The 18,791-nt window shown below is 73.7% G+C and carries 10 protein-coding genes; all 10 read right to left on the reverse strand.

Annotated features, from left to right (window positions below):
• Positions 1–32: 32 nt before the first annotated feature.
• The 10 genes from ACGFIA_RS06420 to ACGFIA_RS06465 all read right to left on the reverse strand — a co-directional run bounded on the left by ACGFIA_RS06420 (position 33) and on the right by ACGFIA_RS06465 (position 18,711).
• Positions 33–3,314: a right-handed parallel beta-helix repeat-containing protein gene (locus tag ACGFIA_RS06420; RefSeq protein WP_357478794.1), complete on the reverse strand. Its 3,282-nt coding sequence runs from the start codon at positions 3,312–3,314 to the stop codon at positions 33–35.
• 4 nt (positions 3,315–3,318) lie between these two features.
• On the reverse strand, positions 3,319–6,558 hold the full coding sequence (locus ACGFIA_RS06425) for a hypothetical protein (protein WP_393258948.1): 3,240 nt from the start codon (positions 6,556–6,558) through the stop codon (positions 3,319–3,321).
• Positions 6,559–6,565: 7 nt separating this feature from the next.
• Entirely contained in the window at positions 6,566–7,921 is a 1,356-nt protein-coding gene (eccB, locus tag ACGFIA_RS06430) for a type VII secretion protein EccB (RefSeq protein WP_357387156.1), read from the reverse strand.
• 6 nt (positions 7,922–7,927) lie between these two features.
• Positions 7,928–9,337, reverse strand: coding sequence for a type VII secretion integral membrane protein EccD (eccD, locus tag ACGFIA_RS06435; RefSeq protein ID WP_357467914.1), 1,410 nt, complete (start codon positions 9,335–9,337; stop codon positions 7,928–7,930).
• Positions 9,338–9,350: 13 nt separating this feature from the next.
• The gene (gene eccCa / locus ACGFIA_RS06440) at positions 9,351–13,310 is read right to left on the reverse strand and encodes a type VII secretion protein EccCa (protein WP_393258951.1); all 3,960 of its coding nucleotides are present in this window, start codon (positions 13,308–13,310) and stop codon (positions 9,351–9,353) included.
• Positions 13,307–13,705, reverse strand: coding sequence for a hypothetical protein (locus ACGFIA_RS06445; protein ID WP_357387162.1), 399 nt, complete (start codon positions 13,703–13,705; stop codon positions 13,307–13,309). The genes eccCa and ACGFIA_RS06445 overlap by 4 nt, the downstream gene beginning before the upstream one ends.
• 2 nt (positions 13,706–13,707) lie before the next feature.
• The gene (locus ACGFIA_RS06450; RefSeq protein ID WP_393258954.1) at positions 13,708–17,037 is read right to left on the reverse strand and encodes a hypothetical protein; all 3,330 of its coding nucleotides are present in this window, start codon (positions 17,035–17,037) and stop codon (positions 13,708–13,710) included.
• Between the two features lie 42 nt (positions 17,038–17,079).
• On the reverse strand, positions 17,080–17,916 hold the full coding sequence (locus tag ACGFIA_RS06455) for a hypothetical protein (protein ID WP_357387166.1): 837 nt from the start codon (positions 17,914–17,916) through the stop codon (positions 17,080–17,082).
• A gap of 132 nt (positions 17,917–18,048) precedes the next feature.
• Positions 18,049–18,351 carry a WXG100 family type VII secretion target gene (locus ACGFIA_RS06460; RefSeq protein ID WP_357387168.1) on the reverse strand — a complete coding sequence of 101 codons (303 nt, stop codon included), beginning with the start codon at positions 18,349–18,351 and terminating at the stop codon, positions 18,049–18,051.
• A 39-nt stretch (positions 18,352–18,390) separates the two neighbouring features.
• The gene (locus tag ACGFIA_RS06465; protein ID WP_357387170.1) at positions 18,391–18,711 is read right to left on the reverse strand and encodes a WXG100 family type VII secretion target; all 321 of its coding nucleotides are present in this window, start codon (positions 18,709–18,711) and stop codon (positions 18,391–18,393) included.
• Between the last annotated feature and the right edge of the window lie 80 nt (positions 18,712–18,791).

The raw sequence follows: 18,791 nt of genomic DNA on the forward strand, positions 1-18,791 counted from the left end.
GCCGGGCCTTTCTGTCCGGGACGGGCGGGTGGTCAGCCGACGGCGGCCAGGCCGCCGAGCCGTTCGCCGACCGCCGGGCCGGGCGCGGCCAGGTCGGCGAGGGCGAGGGTACGGGAGCCGGTGCGCCGGGTCAGCGCGAGCGAGAACTGGTGGGCGGCGTGGACGGTGCGCTCGGGCAACCGCCCGGCCATCTGCGTCAGCGCGGCGCGGACGTCGTCGGGCACCTCGTGGCCCCGCCGCTCCAGGTGCCGCAGCACGATCGCGGCCAGCTCGTCGGTGCTGAACTCGGGCACCGACCACTGCTGGCCGAACACCTCGTTCACCGCCGGCACCGCGTCGCGCAGGCTCGCCAGCGCCGCCTCCTCGCCGGTCAGCACCACCACCGGGTCACCGAGCCGGGAGCGCATCCGGCCGACCAGCGCCTCGGCGATCTCCGGCGCCACGCCGGAGCCGTCGTCGACGTAGTCGAGCTGGAGCACCCCGCCGGCCGCGTCGTCGAGCACCGCGTCGACGAGACTGCCGGTCTGGCCGGGCCACTGCGGCGCCAGCTCCCGGCTGGTGCCCACCCGCACCAGGTGCCCGACCGGCACCAGGCCCAGCTCGGACAGGCAGGCCGCGTAGAGCCGGGCGTACTCGCCGCGGCCGCTGCCGGCCCGGCCGCCGAGCAGCACGTTGCCGGTGCGGCCGGGGCCGCGCCGGCGGTTGCGCCCCTCGCAGAGCTGCAACAGCGTCTGCCCGGCCGCCTCCTTCACCCGCTGCCCGCCGACCAGGCCGCAGATCCGTTTCCAGCTGCGGGCAGCGTTTATCGCGCCGGTGGGATCGGTCGCCGCGTCGGGTTGCTCACCCTGCTCGACCGGCAGGTCCTCCAGCAGCGCCAGCTCCGGTTCGACGTCGGCGGCGGTGAGCCGGTTGAGTTCGCTGTCCTTCGTGGGCGGCGTGGTGGCCAGTCGCGACGCCTGGTTGTTGATCAGCGCCTCGAACAGCTTGCGCGCCACCCGGCCGTTGCCGAACGTGGCGTTCCTCGGCACCCGGGTGAAGTACGCGGTGAGCGCGTCCACCGCGTCGTCGGTCAGCTCGTAGTAGTGCTTGCTGACCAGGTTCGAGGTGATGGTGACGAGTTCCTCGACCGAGTAGTTCGGGAACTCGATGGTACGGGTGAAGCGGGACGCCATACCGGGGTTGGAGGCCAGGAACCGCTCCATCAGCTCGGAGTAGCCCGCGACGATCACCACCAGCTCGTCTCGGTGGTCCTCCATCATCTTCATCAGCGCGTCGATGGCCTCCTGGCCGAAGTCCGGTCCGGAACCGCCGGAACCGCTGGACAGCGTGTACGCCTCGTCGATGAAGAGCACGCCGCCGAGCGCCTTGGTGACCAGCTCGGTCGTCTTGATCGCGGTGGAGCCGATGTACTGGCCCACCAGGTCGGCCCGCGCCGCCTCCACCATGTGGCCCTTGGACAGGATGCCCAGCTCCTTGAGCACCGAGCCGTACAGGCGGGCCACTGTGGTCTTGCCGGTGCCGGGCGGGCCCGCGAAGACCAGGTGCCGGCTCATCGGCGGCATCGGCAGGCCCATCTGGAGCCGGACCTGCGACATCTTGATCAGGTTGATCAGCGCGGTGACCTCCTGCTTCACCCCGCGCAGACCGATCAGGCCGTTCAACTCGCGAAGCGGCTCGCTCAGCTCGTCCGAGCCGTTCCCCTCGGCCGTACCCTCGTCGTCGGCGACCGGGACCGGCGCGGCGGCCGGCGGACCGGCGGGCATGGCCTGCGGACGGCCCACCGTCAGCGCCTCAGTGGTCACCGTCGCGCCGGGCGCGCGGCGCACGTCCTCGCCGCCGCTGTCGCGCACCACGCACCGGGTGAGCGCGACCGGCTCCACGGTGTCCACGCCGATGCCGGCCGCGCCGCTGCCGAACACCTCCCCGTCGCTCACCGACCCGCGGGAGCCCGCCTCGAAGACGATCCCGTCGGCCCGGGCGTCACGTACCCGGGTCTGCGTGACGCTCGCCGAGCCGGTGACCCGCAGGCCGTCGCGGGCCGCGCCGACGATCTCGCTGTCGCCGAGCTGGAGCGCCCCCTCGGCCAGTACGCCGGAACCGCGCAGCAGGGCCGCGCGCAGCGTCAGGTCGGCGCCGGCGCCCACCCGGACGCAGGCCGCGCCGGTACCGGTGAGGCGGGCCTCGCGCACGACGCCCCGCGCCGGTCCGGTCAGCGCGAGCGCCGTCGCCTCGCCCGCGTCCACCACCAGGTCGGTGCCCTCCAGCGAGGCGCCGTCCTGGACCAGCACCCCGGAGCCCGTGGTGATCTCGGCGCGCAGCCGCTGGAGCACGACCGCCGACTCGCCCGCGAGCACCGCGACGTTGTCCCGCGTACCCCGCACGGTCAGGCCGAGGAAACGCGGGGCGCCACCGTTGACGGCGACGCCCACCGGCGCGTCCTGGATCGTGCAGTCGGTGAAGGTCGGCCGGCCGCCGCCGAGCACCTGGACCGCTGTGTGCCCGGCGCCGCCGAACGTGCAGTCGCGGAACGACGGCGAGGCACCCTCGGCGATGTGCGCCGACTGCACCGCCGCGCCGGTGAACGTCGAGTCGCTGATCTGCACGTCGGCCTCGCCCCGGACGAAGACGTCGACGTTGCCGCTGCCGGTGACGGACAGGCCGCGGATGCGGGCCCACGCGCGCTGCTCGACCACCAGGGCGGGCTTGCCGGCGCCGGTGATCTCGCACTGCTCGACGGTGAGCCGGGCGTCGCCGCCGACGCACACGCTGTTCGCGCCGGCCGTACGCAGCCGGCAGCGGCGCAGCGTCAGCGCGCTCTGCTCGCCGGCCACCACGCTGCTCGTGGCGACGTCGTGGACGTCGGTGTCCTCGATCGTGCTCGAACCGGCCGACATCACCACCACGCCCGCGCCCGCCGAGCTGGTCACGTCGCAGCCGCGCAACGCGACGGTGCCCTGCATGCGGGCCAGCAGCGTCACCCAGGAGGCGCCGCTGACCCGGCAGTCGTCGAGCGCCACCTCGCCCGCGTACACGTCGACAGCGGCGAGCGTGGCGTCGGCTGAGCTGAGCGTGATGCCGCGCAGGTGGGCGCCCTCGCCGCGGACGACGAGAACGCTGCCCTCCTCGACGTGCACCTCGACCGTGCCGGGCTGGACCGCGCTGATCGTCACCCGGTCGCCGACCACGAGCTTCTCGACGTACCGGCCGGGGTGGACGTCGATCGTGGCGCCCGGCTCGGCGCGGGACAGCGCGGCGCCGATCGTCGGATGGGAGCCCGGCCTCCGGTCGCCCACCACAAGAACCTGCCGACTCACCGCGTCACCCCTTCCGGTCCAGTCCGGGCAGCACCCGCAGGCGCCCGCGGGCCGCCGCTCCGACGCGTACCCGGGGCTCGGCCGTGGCCCAGCGGTCGACGCTGCGCCGCAGCGACGTGATCGCCAGCTCGTCGAGCGACAGCCGGTTGGAGTCGACCCGGCCGGTGTCGTCGATCTCGTTGGCGCCGATCTCCCGCAGCAGCACCGCGCCGCGCCCGCCCGCCGCGGGCCGGCGCAGGTCCAGCACCTTGAAGCTCGTACCCGGCAGGAACAGCACCCGGTCCTCGACGTGCTCGTCGCCGTCGGGTTCCAGCAGGCTGGTCCGGCGGGCGGTCATCGACCAGATCAGCACGTCGGTGTCGCCGTCCTCGGCGGCGCACGGCTGGGTGAGCGCGTTGACGAAGCTCCAGTCGGTGACCAGCCGCCGGTCCTGGTAGAGCGCCCACTCCCCGGCGGTCGGCGAGAGCCGGTAGACGGTGGTGCCCCGGAAGGACGGCATCCGGGAGACCCCGGCGACCACACAGCGCGCGAACGGCACGTGCGGCCCCTTGCGGCCTGACCGCAGGCCCGCGTCGACGCCCGGCCCACGGCCGGTCAGGTAGAGCCGCAGCGCGACCGAGTCGGCGAGGACGTCGTCGGTGGACACGCCGGAGCCCTGCATGCCCGGGTGCTCGGACATGATCCGGGACACCGAGCTGGCCATCACGTCGAACTCGCGGCTGAGCGTGCGGCGCAGCCAGGCGCGCTCGTCGGCGAGCCCCTTCTTCTCCGACAGCAGCGCGCCCGCGCCGGCCGAGGGCACCGGCTGCAGCCGCGCCTCGGCGGCCACCTCCGACGGCTCGGCGTCCTCCGCCGGCCCGGCGGTCGTTGCCCGCCCGGGTGTGTCCACCGGCTCGGCGCTCCGCGCCGGGCCGGTGCCGGCGTGCGCGGCGGGCGGCAGGTCGACCGCGACCGGCATCGACGGCGGACCGGCCGCCACGGGCGGTGGCGTCGCGAGCGCCTGGCCGAAACCGGCGGGCATGGTCGGCGGCGCCGGCTCGTCGAAGCCGGCCGGCACGGTGGACGGCCCGGGGTACGCCTCGCCCCCGGTGTCCTCGGCGGGTGCCGCCGACGGCCCGCGCCCGGAACCGGCGGGAACCACCGGCCCGGCGACCACAGGCGCGGCCGGCGCGGCGGGTGCCGTCGGCGCGGCGGGTGCGGCCGGCGCGGCAGGTGCGGCCGGCGCGGCAGGTGCCGTCGGCGCGGCAGGTGCCGTCGGCGCGGCGGGTGCGGCAGGTGCGGCCGGCTCGGCGACGGCGGCCGGCTCGGTGAAGGCGGGCGCGACCGGCTCGCCGACCCCGGCCGGGGGCGTGGGGGCGGCCACCACGACCGGTGCCACCGGCGGCGCGGTCGGGAGCGGCGGTGCTGTCGCAAGCGGCGGTGCTGTCGCAAGCGGCGGTGCTGTCGGGAGCGGCATCGCGGGCGGCGGCGGCAGCTCGGACCCGAGCGGCACCGAGGGTGGTTCCGGAAGCTCCGATCTCAGTGGCGCCGAGGGTGGTTCGGGCAGTCCGGCCGCGACCGGAGGGGCGGCCGGAAACGGTCGCTCGGACCGGGCCGGGGCCGGCGACGGAAGCGGCCGTCCGGACACGGCCGGCGGCGGGGCCGCCCGTTCGGACCTGAGCGGCACCGCCGGTGGATCCGGCAGCGCGGACACGAACGGCATCGCGGGCGGCGCCGGCAACTCGGATCCGGGCGGCGCCACCGGGGACGGGGGCAGTTCGGGCACCGCTGGGGGCGGCGGCAGCGTCGGCGTCCGCTCCCGCTCGGCGGAGAGGGCCGGGACCGGGGCGGGAACGGCTACCACCACACCGTCCGCCGCGGGCGGGGCGACGGCGGCGGGCGGGGTGACCTCCAGGTACCCGCGCACCGGCGCGGTCGTGCCCACAGCGGCCGCCTCGGCCTCCAGGTCGACGGCCATCTCCGCCCGGCTGGGCGGTTTCGCGCCGGGCACCAGCACCGACGCGGGCATCAGCGCGCGGCTCGTACCCGCCATGCCGTCGACCCGTGCGCCGAGGTCGAGCGCCAGTTCCCGCATCCGGTGGGCGGTGGAGTGGACGGTGTCGTCGAAGACGAGCGTGCCGCTGCGCGCGTCGAGCATCGCGGACCGGACCTGCTCGGCGTTCCTCGGCTCGGCGGTGGAGCGTACCCAGAGACCGGTCTGCACCACCTCGACCACGGCGCCGGGGGCGAACCAGTAGACCCGGGGTGCGACCTCCTCGGCGCCGGCCAGCGGCGGGCGGTGGCTGAGCACGGCGGGCCGGCGGGCCCGGGAGTTGGGGTGCGCCCGGGGCGAGTAGGACAACTCCAGCGCGTACGGCGCCCAGCCGAACGCGCCGTCGGGCAGCACGGTACGGATCTCGTACCGGTGCGGGCTGCCGATCGGCACGCCGGTGTAGCAGGTGACGTCGGTGTTCAGCAGGTCGGCGAGCGCCTGGCCGAACGCCTCCCCCTCGGGGATGCGGACCTCGCCGAACTGCACGAAGCGCACCCGGTGCCGGTTCTCCTCGTCGAGTCCGCGCCAGAAGCGCACCACGTCGTCGAGCGACAGCGGTGGCGTGCCGGGGCAGCCCAGCAGCACTGTCATGGTCTCCGCCTGGCAGGGCACGTACGCGGTGAGCCGCTGCCGTTGCGGGTCTACCACCTGCGGGTCGCGGTTGCTGTGGATCCAGACGCCGGCCGGGATCGGCTCGATCTCGGCGGTGGCGCTGGACGGCCGGGTGTCGATCGCGGCCCGGTCCCATCGCGGCGTCGGGTAGCGCTTGGCGTCCCAGGCCGGCGGGCGGCCGGGCCGGAACCGCACCCAGCCGCTGCCCGGGGCGGAGTGGACGAACAGCGTTCCGGCGGAGCCGCGTACCAGGTCGCCGTCCGGGGCGATGACGGTGCGGTTGAGGCGTTCGGAGAGCCACTGACCGGCCATCGCCGCCGAGTTGCCGTGCCGGCCGCAGGCGATGAGCCGGATGCCCCGGCGGCGGCGCGGCAGCACCCCGGCCATCGACTCCCAGGCGCTGATCGGCATCCCGTCGCCGAGGTCGAGCACGACCACGTCGTTCTCCGCGTCCTCGATCATGGACAGCGCCAGGGACTGGGCCTCCGGGCTGATGGCGTCCTCGGCGTGCACCACGAGCGCGTTGCCGACGGTGTGCTGGACGACGCCCTCCGGGCGGTCCTTGCCGCCGCCGAACAGGTCGCGGATCCGGGTTGCCATGATCGACCTACCCCACTTCTGCGGCCGCGAGGGCCCTCATGCTCAGCGCCGGGCCCTGGGGCACCAGCGCGAGCAGCTCTCTCGGGAAGGGAACGTTCACGACCCGGTCGAGCTTCAGCGCCCGTACCGCGTCCTGGTCGCCGATCGGGTACGCCTTTCCGTCGTCCGCGATGTACGTGGGCAGGGGTTGCGCCGCTCCGGAGCCGGCCGGTGCCGGGAGCACCGCCATGCCGCTGCCGGGTGCCAGGAGCACCGACGTGCGGCCGTCGGGGCGGACGCCGGAGCGGGCCAGCGGGACGAGCACCGCCGTGCTGTCGAACCGGGTGCCGTCCGCCGGGCCCTGGCGCAGGCACAGCGCGTACGGGCCGGGTTCCTGCGGGGTGAGGCCGGTCAGGTCGGGCAGCCGGGTGAGCAGCGACCTGTCGGCCGACATCCGCGCGGCGGCGAGCCCGGCGGCGCTCAACTCCACCGGCTCCTCCCCGGAGGCGGCGGTGGCCAGCAGGAACTCGGTCCGGCTCAGCGGCGCGAGACCGTCGCGGCGCAGCACCAGGAACTGTTCCGCGCCGGTGTCGGGCCGCTGCCGGAACAGCGTGCCGATCGGGTACGTGCGGTCGCCGACCCGTCCGGAGCGGCCCGCTCCCGGGATCGTGGCCGGCGCCAGGTCCGGCCCGTCGGGCAGGAAACCGAGCCATTCCCCCGGTGCGGGCACCTTGCGGGTGGTGGTGGCGCCGAGGGCGGCGAGCACGGCCGGGTCGGCCACCCGGTGCTTGCGGTCGGCGGTCACCAGGTAGGTCGGCCCGTCGGCGGTGCGGACGACGGCGAAGCGGTCGGCCGGCACCGGGACGGCTTCGGCGCGCGGGTCGAGGTTGAGGCCGAGCCGGTCGCCGGGTTCGTCGGTGACCGAGCCGGGCAGGCAGGCCAGCCACGGCCCGGCCACCATCGGCCCGGTGGCGACCGACTGCGGGGCGCCGTCGATGCCGATCGACGGCCCGCGCGGCACGTCCTTGATCGACTCCTGGGAGATCAGCTTCACGGTGGCGCCCGCGCCCTGGACCAGCATGGCCGAGGTCAGGTTCGGCGTCGGGCGCAGCGCACCGTCGAGGTAGACGTACCGGTTGCCGCTCTCCTTCTCCACCAGGATCACGCCGCTGCGGGCGTACGCCTTGCTGCCGCCGGGGACGATCCAGCCGTAGACGGCGAACCCGGCCACGACCAGGACGCTGATGAGCACGCCGAAGGCCAGGCCGGTGACGGCGCGCTGCCCGGGAATCTCCGCCGTCGACGGGTCGCCCTGCACCAGGGCGGAACTCAGCCGGCCCATCATGAACTGGTGGGCGTGGACGTGGTCGCGCTGGGTCTGCACGGCCGGCTACCCGAACAGCCCGCGGGCCCAGGCGTAGAGCCCCAGCACCTGGGCGAGCACCGGCAGCACGGCCAGGCCGGTGGCGACGTCCAGCCCGCCGGCCGTGTACTCCCAGAACGGCAGCATCCGGCGCGGCCACGGCCGCAACGCGGCCATCACCAGCGGCACCAGGAGGGCGACGAGCCCGCCGAGCAGGACGTACCGGCCGGTCGGGGCGAGCTTGTCGGAGAACATCAGGGCCACCATGAGGTAGCCGACGGTACCGGCCGCCACCAGGGCGACCCGCTGCCAGAACCCGAAGAAGGTACGCGAGCGCAACAGGATTGCACTCGATGTCACGAGCACGAGCGTCCACCCGGACCAGCCGGGCACCTTCATGGTGTGGTGCATCAGCACCGGCAGGACCAGCGCGGAGGCGGTCATGCAGGCGGTCAGGTAGGTGTCCGCCTCGTCGGCGCGCGCCTTGACCAGGTCGGAGTCCTCCGGCTCGATGTCGTACGACATGTCCGCGCCGGTCTTGGGCAACTGCGGCCCGCGCAGCCGGGCCAGCTTCACCGCCGCCCGGGGCGCGATCACGATCAGCACCAGGATCACCGACACGGCCACTGCGGAGACCTCCGGCGCGGTGAGCGCGAAGCCGTCGCCGGCCAGCAGCACGAGCACCACGATCGCGGCGGTCAGCGCGATGACGAGCAGTGGAGCGAACGGCATGACCGGCGTGACCGTACGCTGCGCGATCAGCAGCAACGCGGTCACCGCGACGATCGCGACGGTGGCGGCCAGCCCGGCGCTGGCGTTCCAGGCCACGCCCTCCGGGTCGCCGTCGACGGCGCTGGACGCGGCGACCGCCGCGAAGAACGCCGCGCCGCCGCCGAACAGCAGCGGGAACGCGCCGTCGCTCTGCTGGCGGGCGCTGACCATCGACGCGGTGAACAGGCCGGCCGCGAGCACCGCGCCGCCGATCACCTGGGGCAGCACCGGCCCCCGGTCCACGAGCACGGCGGCGATCAGGCCCATCGCCACCACGCAGAGCACCAGGAACAGCACCCGGCGGTACTCCGGCTGCCACCTGTCGGCCCGCCGGTTGACCACAGTGGCGACGCCCTCGGCCAGGTCGTCGAAGTCGAGTTCGGGCAGCGGGTCCTGCGCCGGGCGCAGGTGCAGCTCCTCACCCTCCAGCCAGTCCAGGCTCTCCGGCGTGCCGGACAGCTCGAACGGCGCCTGGCCGAGGCGCTGCAGCACCCACGACTCGTCGGGCGCCTCGCCGTCGGGGACCCGGGCCAGATCGGTGGTGTGCCGCACCAGCAGCGGCATCAGGTTCGCCACCGGCATCCGTGCCGGTACGGCCAGGTCGGCCCGGCGGGCCGGCCCGATCACCGTGATCCGGCACAGTTGGTCGTTCAGCGCTGCGGTCACCAGCGAGCCTCTCTCATCGGGCCGTGTCGGACACGAAACCGGTCTGCATCAGGCGTACGCCGCGCCGGGTGACGAGCTGGGCGCGTCCGGGCGGCAGTTGGCGGGGCTTCGCCTCGCCGAGGAACTTGCCCTCCTCCTTCGGGTAGGAGAAGAGCGTCGCGGGCGTGCCCAGCTCCCACATCCGCCGGATCACCGGGTCCATCATGGCCCGCATCGCGCCGGAGGTGCTGCGCGCGACGATCACGTGCAGGCCGATGTAGGCGCCCTGCGCGAGCAACGGCAGGAGCGGGTCGAGCGTCGAGCCCATCCCGGTGCTCTTGGTCATCAGGTCGTAGTCGTCGACGATGACGAAGAGCTCCGGCCCCTCCCACCAGTCGCGCTTGCGCATCCGCTCGGACGAGACGTCCGCGCCGGGCATCCGCCGGTTCATCGAGACCGACGCCTGGCCGGCCAGCTCGTGCATCTTGTCGCCGGTGAACGCGAAGCCCACCTGGTACGCGGCGCCGATCGCGGTGTCCAGGTCGCGGCGCGAGTCGCCGAGCACGACCTTCGCCCGCTCCGGCGGGTAGTGCTGCTGGATGGACCGCAGGACGAGCCGGAGCAGGTTGGTCTTGCCGGTCTCGCTGTCGCCCAGGACCAGCATGTGCGGCGTGGCCATGAAGTCGTGCCAGACCGGGGCGAGACGCTGCTCGTCCTGGCCGATGACGAACTTGAAGTCGGACTCGGGCGGTGGCAGCGTCTCCACCATCAGGTGCGCCGGAAGCATCCGTACCGGCGGGGCGGCCGGACCGGGCCAGAACGTGCCGATCTCCTCGACCACCGACTTGGTCGCCTCGGCCAGGTCGCCCACCTCGGAGCTGCCGTCCATCCGGGGCAGCGCGGCCAGGAAGTGCAGCGCGCCGTCGGTGAGACCGCGCCCGACCTGGTTGGGCACGGTGGCCGCCTTGCGGGAGCCGTGCTCGGACTCCATCGCGTCACCGAGCCGCAGCTCCAGCTTCGTGCCGAGCAGGTCCCGCATCCAGGTACGCAGCTCCGACCAGCGGGTCGCGGTGACGATCACGTGCACGCCGAAGGACAGGCCACGCGAGGCGAGTTCCTGGAACTTCTGCTCCAGCTCCTGGAAGTCCTGTTTCATCGTGTACCAGCCGTCGATGACCAGGAAGACGTGCCCGAAGCCGTCCTCGATCGTCCCCTCGGCCACCTTGCCCAGGTAGCTGGACATGGAGTCGAGCCCGTGCCGGGCGAACTCGGCCTCGCGCTTCTCCATGACCTGGAGGACCTCCTCGACCGTCCGGACGACGCGGTCGCGTTCCATCCGGGTCGCGATCGAGCCGACGTGCGGCAGGCCGGCGATCGAGGCGAGGCCGCCGCCGCCGAAGTCCAGGCCGTAGAACTGCACCTCGCGGGGCGTGTTCGCCAGCGACAGCGCCAGGATCAGGCTGCGCAGCAGCGTCGACTTGCCGCTCTGCGGGGCGCCCGCGATGCCGACGTGGCCGTCGGCGCCGTTCAGGTCGACCACCAGCAGCTCGCGCAGCTGCTCGGCGGGCCGGTCCACCACGCCCACCGGAACCCGGAGGCCACCCTGGACGGCCGGGTCGTCGATGGTCATGCCGCGTACCGGGTCGGGCAGCACGCTCGGGATGAGCGAGTCCAGGCTCGGCGCGTAGGACAGCGGCGGCAGCCAGACCTGGCGGGCCGGCGGGCCCGAGCCGGCGAGCCGGTCCAGCAGCACCTCGACCAGGCTCGGCCCGTTCGCGTCGGCGGCGGGCTCGTCGACCTGCTCGGCTGGACGCTCCGGCCCGGGGTCGTGGCGCACCGCCACCTGCCGGGTGGTGAACGGCACCACGTCCGCGGTGGGCTCGTCCCCGGCGTCCGCGACGCCGCCGCGGCGTCCACTTCCGGTGTACGCGCCGGAGACGTACGCCGCCTTGAAGCGCACCAGGTTCGTGGTGTCCACCTTGAGGTAGCCGTTGCCCGGCTCGGGCGGCAGCTCGTACGCCGCACCCACACCGATCACCGACCGCGACTCCATCGAGGAGAACGTGCGCAGCGCCAGCCGGTACGACAGGTGCCCCTCGACCCGGTTGATCCGGCCCTCGTCCAGGCGCTGGGAGGCGAGCAGCAGGTGCACGCCGAGCGACCGGCCGAGCCGGCCGATGGACACGAAGAGGTCCATGAACTCGCTCTTGCTGGACAGCAGCTCGCTGAACTCGTCCACGATGATCAGCAGCACCGGGAAGGGCACGAGCTGGGCGCCGTTGCCGCGCGCCTTCTCGTAGTCGAACAGCGAGGCGTAGCCGCTGGCCCGCAGCATCTCCTGCCGCCGGGTCATCTCGCCGTTGAGCGCGTCCTGCATCCGGTCGACAAGCGGCAGCTCGTCGGCCAGGTTGGTGATCACCGCCGAGGTGTGCGGCAGCTTGTCCATGCCGAGGAAGGTGGCGCCGCCCTTGAAGTCGACCAGCACCAGGTTGAGGATCTCCGAGCTGTGCGTCGCGGCCAGGCCGCAGACGAGGGTACGCAGCAGCTCCGACTTGCCCGAGCCGGTGGCGCCGATCAGCAGGCCGTGCGGGCCCATGCCGCCCTGCGCGGACTCCTTCAGGTCCAGCTCGATGACCTCGCCCTCCTCGGTGACACCGATCGGCACCATGAGGCGGTTGCGTTGCGGGGTCCGGGTACGCCACAGGGCCTGCACGTCGAAGGTCATCGCGTCGCGGATGCCGAGCAGCGTGGTCAGCTCGAAGCTGGTGTCCAGCGGTTCGTCGGACACCTCCAGCGTGCCGCTGGTCCGCTTCGGCGCGATGATCCGCGCGAGGGCCTCGCACTGGGTCCGGTCCAGACCGTCGCGCTTCGCCGAACCGGTCGTCGCGCCGGCCGGGAACTCCACGACGTCGCCGGTGACTGTCAGCCGCAGCACCTTGGGACCGCCGGGCATCGCGCCGGTGAGGTCGAGCAGCACCACGTTGCGGATGCCCGCACCGAGCAGGCGGGAGCTGTCCGGCAGGTCCACCAGATGCGCGACGATCACCAGGAACGGCTCGCTGGTGGTCGGCCTGACGGCCCGGTCGTGGTCGCCCCGGTCGGTGATCTCCGGACCGAGCATGTCCATCAGCGCGTCGTGGCTGCCGGCGAACATCCGTACCGGACCGGCCGCGTCGTACGCGGTGGGATGCGCGTTGTGCGGCAGCCACTTGACCCACTCCCACGGGCCCCGGTGCACCTCGGCGGCGAGCACCGCGATCCGCAGCTCGTCCGGGGCGTGGAAGGTCGCCAGCTGCGCCACCATGGCGCGGGCCAGGTCGATCGCCGGGTCGATCGCGCCCTCGAACTCGACGCTTGTGAAACTCGGCAGGCCGACCGAGGTCGGGATGCCCGACACCGTCCGGTACGCCTCGGAGAACCGCCGCAGCGAGATCGACGACAGCGGTTCGAGGTCCTCGATCGGCTTGGTGGACGGCGGGTTGAACTTCAGCATCGCGGCCTGCCGGCCGAGACCGATGCGGACCCGGCCGAAGTCGTCGTGGCTGGGCCGGCGCTCCCACAGCCGGCTGCCCATCGCGATCGACCACAGCCAGCCGGGTTGCGGGTTGTTCCAGAGCACGTGCCGGCGCTGCTGGTCGGCCGCCTCGCGGGCCTGCTTGCGCAACTGCCCGATGTAGCGCAGGAAGTCACGCCGTTCGCCGCGCATCTTGCGCTTGCGCTCGGACGCCGCCCGGCCGATCTGCATGACGCCCATGAGCAGCATGCCACCGGCCATCGCGCCGCCCATCACGTACATCACGGGGGTGCGGTTGTAGAGGCCGAACATCGCGAGCATCGCGCCCATGCCGAGGCCCATCGGCACGACCATCGCGAACGAGCGGAAGTCGAGCGGGGCCTCCTCCGCCATCAGCGGCGGCTCCTGCAGCTCGACCGAGCCTTCCGGCGCCTCCGGGCCCGGCGCGCGGGGCGGGCGCTTGACGGTGACCGTACTCATCCGAGCGTCCCCGCGTCGGCGCCGTCGCCGCCCCAGACGGTGCGCTCCTGGCGCAGCAGCTTCACCGCGTAGCGGTCGTTGCGGTAGCGCTCGGCCACCTTGACGTCGTCGTCCTCCTCCGCCTGGCGCTTCTTCTCCCTCTTCGCCCGCTCCTCCTCGTCCCTGCGGCGTCGCTCCTGCTCGGCCCAGAACGCCTCGGCGCGGGCGGCGGCAGCCGTCTCCTCGTCGGCGAGCGACGCCGTGAACTCGGCGTCGCTGACGCCGGGCTCACCGCACCGGGGCAACTTCTCCAGGTCGGCGCTGAAGAAGTCGAGCGTGCCGTCGGACGGCCTGGGCGCCTTCGCGGGCGCCACCCGCCGCCACACGGCACGCGGGGGCTGCGGTGTCTCCGACATGGTCACCCTTCCCTGCCGTCGTCAGCTGACGGGCCGGTCAGCCAGTCCGCGTCGCTGAGGTCGTCCCAGCCCGCCGTGTCGTCCGGGTCGTCGTCCGGGCGGACCAGCGGCACGTGGTCGCCGGCCGCCGGCCGGGCGCGGTCACCGCCCCAGACAGCGTCGTCCTCGCGCAGACCCGCGGCGGGTTCCCGGCCGGCACCGGGCTCGCGCTCGTCGTCGCGATCGGAGCGCGCCCGGACCGTACCGGTCCGGCCCGGGTCGTCGGGGCCCGCGCCGGACGCCGCGCGGCCGGACGTCTGTGGACCACCGACTCCGGCGACGGCGGCGGCACCGGCCAGGCCGAGCGCGCCGGGGACCGCGACCGCCACCTCACCGTCGGCCACGACGGCTGTCCTCCGCTGCGTCCCCTCCGGACCGCCGCCCCCCGGCGAGACCTGTTGGTTCGACTGCGCAGGCGAGTTCGGCTGAGCAGGCGGGTTCGCCTGCCCGGACGGGTTCGGCGCGGCCGTCTGGCCGGGTGGGCTCGCCGCCTGGCCGGGCTGGGCGGCCTGGCTCGGCTGCCCGGGCTGGCCGGGCTGGGCGGGTGGGTTCGGTACCGGGCCGGGCGCGGCGGGCAGACCCGGCTGACCGACGATCACCGGAGCCGCCACGACACCGCCGACCACCGGCGGCACGACGGCCGCGGGCGGCTCCGCCCGTGACGGCGGTTCCACCGCCGGGGACAGATCGACCACCGTCGGCACCTCCACCGCCGTCGGCGGCACGACCACTTCCGGTACGGGCACACCCGGCGTACCGCCGGTGCCGGACACGGGTGCCGCCGGAACGTCCGGCGCGGCGGGCTCCTCGGCGGCGGCCTCCGGCACGCCCGGATCCGGGCCGGCAGGTGGACCGTCCGGTCGAGAGCCGGGCACAGCGGTGACCGGTGCAGCACCGTCGGGATCCACCGTCCCGTCGCCCGCCTCCGGCGCGCAGTCCTCCGGCCGGGCCGGGGTCCAGTCCGTCTCGTCCGGGCGGATCAGATCGGACGCCGCTGGTGCGGTACGTGGTGTGGTGCCGGCGGGCGCGTGGCTGCCCGGCGGGCCGCCCATCGGCGGCAGCACACCGGCGACCGGTGCCGACACGTCGGTGCTCGGGAGCGTCACACCGGTGCTCGGCGGCGCGACGGGGACCGGCTCCACCAGTCCGGCGCCGCCCGTGCCCGCTCCCGTGGGCGCCTGCGGCGCACCGGCGTCGGGGGTCGACGGGCGCCAGTCGTCGGCGTCCGCCTCGACCAGCCCGGAGGCGTCCGGCGCGTCCGGCACACCGGCGGGCGCGCCCGCACCGGCGCCCGGCGCACCCGGCGCTCCCGGCATCATCGGCATCGCGGCACCGGCCGGCGCCGTGACCGGCGAGTCGACGCCGACGCCCGGAGCCACCGGCGCGGCGGGGATCTGCGGGCCGTCGACGCCGAGCCCGTCGCCACCGGCCGGCGCGCCGCCCGACCCGTCCGGCACGCCCGCGTCCACGCCCACCGGTCCCCAGGTCTCGGGGTCGCCGCTGACGAGTCCCCGGGCGTCGGGCGACTCGGCCCCACCGGGGTTCGTCGCGCCACCTGCGGGCCCCGGCATTCCGGGCATGGGCGGCATGCCGGCGCCCAGCCCGGCGCCGCCGGCCGAGACGCCGGCCGGTGCGCCGGGAACCTGCACGCCGTCGAACCCGGGTGACCGCCAGTCCGCCTCGTCGCCCTCCACCAGGCCCTTGGCATCCGGTGCCTCGGGGACACCTGAGCCGCCACCGGCACCGGCGCCGGGAGCGCCCGCGCCGGGCATGCCCGGCATCATCGGTGACTGGAAGCCACCGCCTCCGGGCACGGCGCCACCGGGAGCGGCCGGGATGTCCACGCCGTCGACGGCCCCGGGGACGAAGTCGTCGCTGTTGCCGAGCAACCCGTTCGCGTCCGGTTTCTCCGGCAGCCCGGGGCTGCCGCCCGCGCCGGGACCGGCGCCGCCGGGCGGGCCGAATCCCGGGATGCTCGGCGCGGTGAACCCGCCGCCCGGTTTGCCGATGCCCGTTCCCGTGCCCGTACCCGCCCCCGGCTTCGGGCCGCCCACCTCACCCGGTCCGGAGAACGACGGCGGCTTGACCGATCCGGCGCCACCCGCGCCGCCACCGAGGTTGGCCGAGCCCGGCGGCTTGATGCCCGGCGGAACGACACCGGAACCGAGCCCGCCCGGCAGGCCGCCCCCACCCGGTACGCCGACGCCGGGGAAGCCGGCGCCCCCCGGCCCGTTGATGCCCGGCGCGTCGAAGCCGGGCAGCCCGCTGCCGCCGCCCCCGCCTGGCGTGGGCCCACCGATCTCGCCGGGGCCCGAGAACGACGGCGGGGTGATGGCGCCCGGTCCCTGGCCGGAACCCGGACCACCGATGTCGGCGAGGTTCGGCGGCGTGATCGAGGGCACGGTGATGTTCGGCGGCGTGGTGAACCCCGGCGTGGTGATACCGCCGGCGGGTGGCGCGGTGAATCCCGGCGGGGTGATCGTGGGCGGGGTGGTGAGGGTCGGCGTCGTGAGGTTCGGCGACGAGATCGGCGGGCCGGTCGGCACGTTGATGCTCGGCGTCGGCATGGTGACCCCGGACGTCCCCGCCTTGTCGGTGGTCATCCGGTACTTCTCGGCGACCGTGTGGACGACCTCGGACATCTGCTGGGCCATCGGCTTCTCGTACTCGGTGCCGCTGATCGGCACCGGGCCGCTGCCGCTGCCGACGCCGTTGTCCGAGGCGATCGTGGCCCAGGCGCCGTCCAGGTAGGCGATCGTCTGCTGGGCCCAGGACAGATGGTTGGCGGCGTCGTAGAGCTGCGACGGCAGCGAGTTGCGGTTGGTCGAGGAGTTGATGCTGTTGGCCGCCGTGGTGGAGTCCGGGACCGCGCCGCCGGCCAGGTGCTCTGCCTGCTTGCCGAGCAGGTCGGCGTAGAAGTTCATCTTGTCGCGGAACCCGTTGGCCGCCGGCCCCTTCCACGCCTTGTCGTCGCCGACCATCGAGGTGACAGCGGTACGGATGGTCTGTTCGAGCCAGATCAGCAGGTCCTGGGTCGCCTGGAAGGCCTGCGCGGTCTCGACGACGGACCGGACGCTCACCAGCGTCTTGGCGTGGTCCCGCCCGCTCTCGGTGGTCAGCGCGGCGCCGCCGTTCACCGCGGCCTCGAGCTTCCGCCAGCCCCGGGTCTCCTTCGCCCAGGTCTGGTAGTCGTACAGGTCGCTGACGGGGACCACCTTGGGTGGGAAGGTGGCCGCCTCCTCCGCGGGGTCGTTCCACCCGTCGAGCTTGCTGTCACCGAGACCGTTGCCCATGCCCTGTCCCTCTTCGCGAGCGGCGAGACCGTTTCGCCCGCGTCAGTTTCCGTCGGTCTTGACGATCTTCTGGCCGTAGGTGCTCAGGTTGTCCAGGCCCTTGAAGGAGTCACCCATGATCTCGCCGAGCTTGTCGGTGGTCAGCGCGTTCAGCTCTTCGAGGTTCTCGTACTCCGCGGCCATCTTCAGCAGGGCGGTCTGCACCGCGAGCAGGGCGGTGTTCATGTTGACGAGCATGTCCTTCATGTCGCCCTTGACGCCGCCGTCCTGGGCCGTCGCCCCGACGATCGCCTGCCGCAGCACCTCGGCCCGGGCGAAGGCGCCGGGACGCGGGTCGATCGCGCCCACCTGGTCGGCCGTGGTGAGCAGGATCTTCCCGGCGCCGGTGATGCTGCCCAGCACGTCCTCCGCGAACCACTTCAGGGCGGCGGTGTTGACCGCCACGCCACTGGTCGAGGCGGTGTCACCCTTGAACGTCGGGTTGATCGCCGGCGGTTTGAAGCCCGAGCCGGTCGAGATCTCGTCGTCGATCCAGTCTGACTGGTCGGTGAACGCGGGCGGCTTCACGTTCGACGGGTCGGTGATGTTGTCCTTGTACGTCTTGACGAGGTTCTTCCAGCCCTCGGTGTCGAGGATGTTCTTGTCGTACCAGTCGCGGGCCTCGATCCACTCCGGATGCTCGGCGCGGACCTCGTCCTTCCACCGCTCGTAGTTCACGCCGGTGCGGTTGTTCTGGTGCTTGTTGTAGAAGGCCATCCAGGAGTCGTGCGCCGCCTGAACGGTGCCGTCCGGCTTCCCTATGGCCTCGTCACCCATGCCGTAGGCGTTCATCGCGCTGATGGCTTTGTCGTTGGGGTATCCCCAGTCAATGCGGGCCAAGGAGCTCACTCCACTCGAGAGTCGACGACGGAACGTTGGCACAGACCCCAGCGGCCCGGGTCGTCTAGCTCACCGGGCCGGGGACGGACGACGTGGGCCGCCACGCCGCGTCCGCGGCGGCCGTCCGGCGGTTCAGCCGCCGCGGACGTCGTTCCAGATCATGGCGTGACGCTGCTCGGTGGTGCCGTAGTTGTCCGAGATCTGCAGCAGCGTCTGCCGGGCCTGCTCCAGGTAGCCGACCATCGAGTCGGCCGCCTGGTTCCAGGCCAGCTTCGAGACCCTGTACTGCTCCTGGGCGGCACCGGTCCACTGGGCCAGGCTGGCCTCGACGGTGCGCTCCATCTCCTCCAGCGACGACTGGATCTGGCCGTTGATGCGGTTCATGTCGGTCAGCACGGCGTCTGCCTGCACGAAGTCGAAGGTGTAGTTGGACACGTCAGTCCTCTCGGGAGATCGGGGGGATCCGGATGCGGCTCAGATGCCCGGCAGAGCCGCGCCGAAGGAGTTGGCCACGCTCGACGCCTCGTCCTCGGCCGTCTGGTAGCCCTTCGTGGTCACACCCATGACCTCGAGCATCTTCAGCAGCTCGTTGATGACCCGCTGGAACGCGTTCTCCCAGTTGTCCATGGCCTGGTTGAAGCCCTGCGACGCCTGGCCGGTCCAGGAGGAGATCAGGATGGCCATCTGCCCGTTGACGGCGCGCAGCTGGCCGGTGAAGGCGGTGGCCTTGTCGGAGAACTCCTGGGCAGCCCGCTGCATACCCTCTTCGGTGGTGCTGACGGTCGGCATCGTCACGGCCGGACTCCTCGTGTCAGGGAAAGGTGGCAGGGAAGAGTGTTGATCCGCGGCCCTGCCCGGCGGCAACCCGGTTCCGC

It is taken from the genome of Micromonospora sp. NPDC049203, from assembly GCF_043197215.1.
Taxonomy (GTDB): domain Bacteria; phylum Actinomycetota; class Actinomycetes; order Mycobacteriales; family Micromonosporaceae; genus Micromonospora.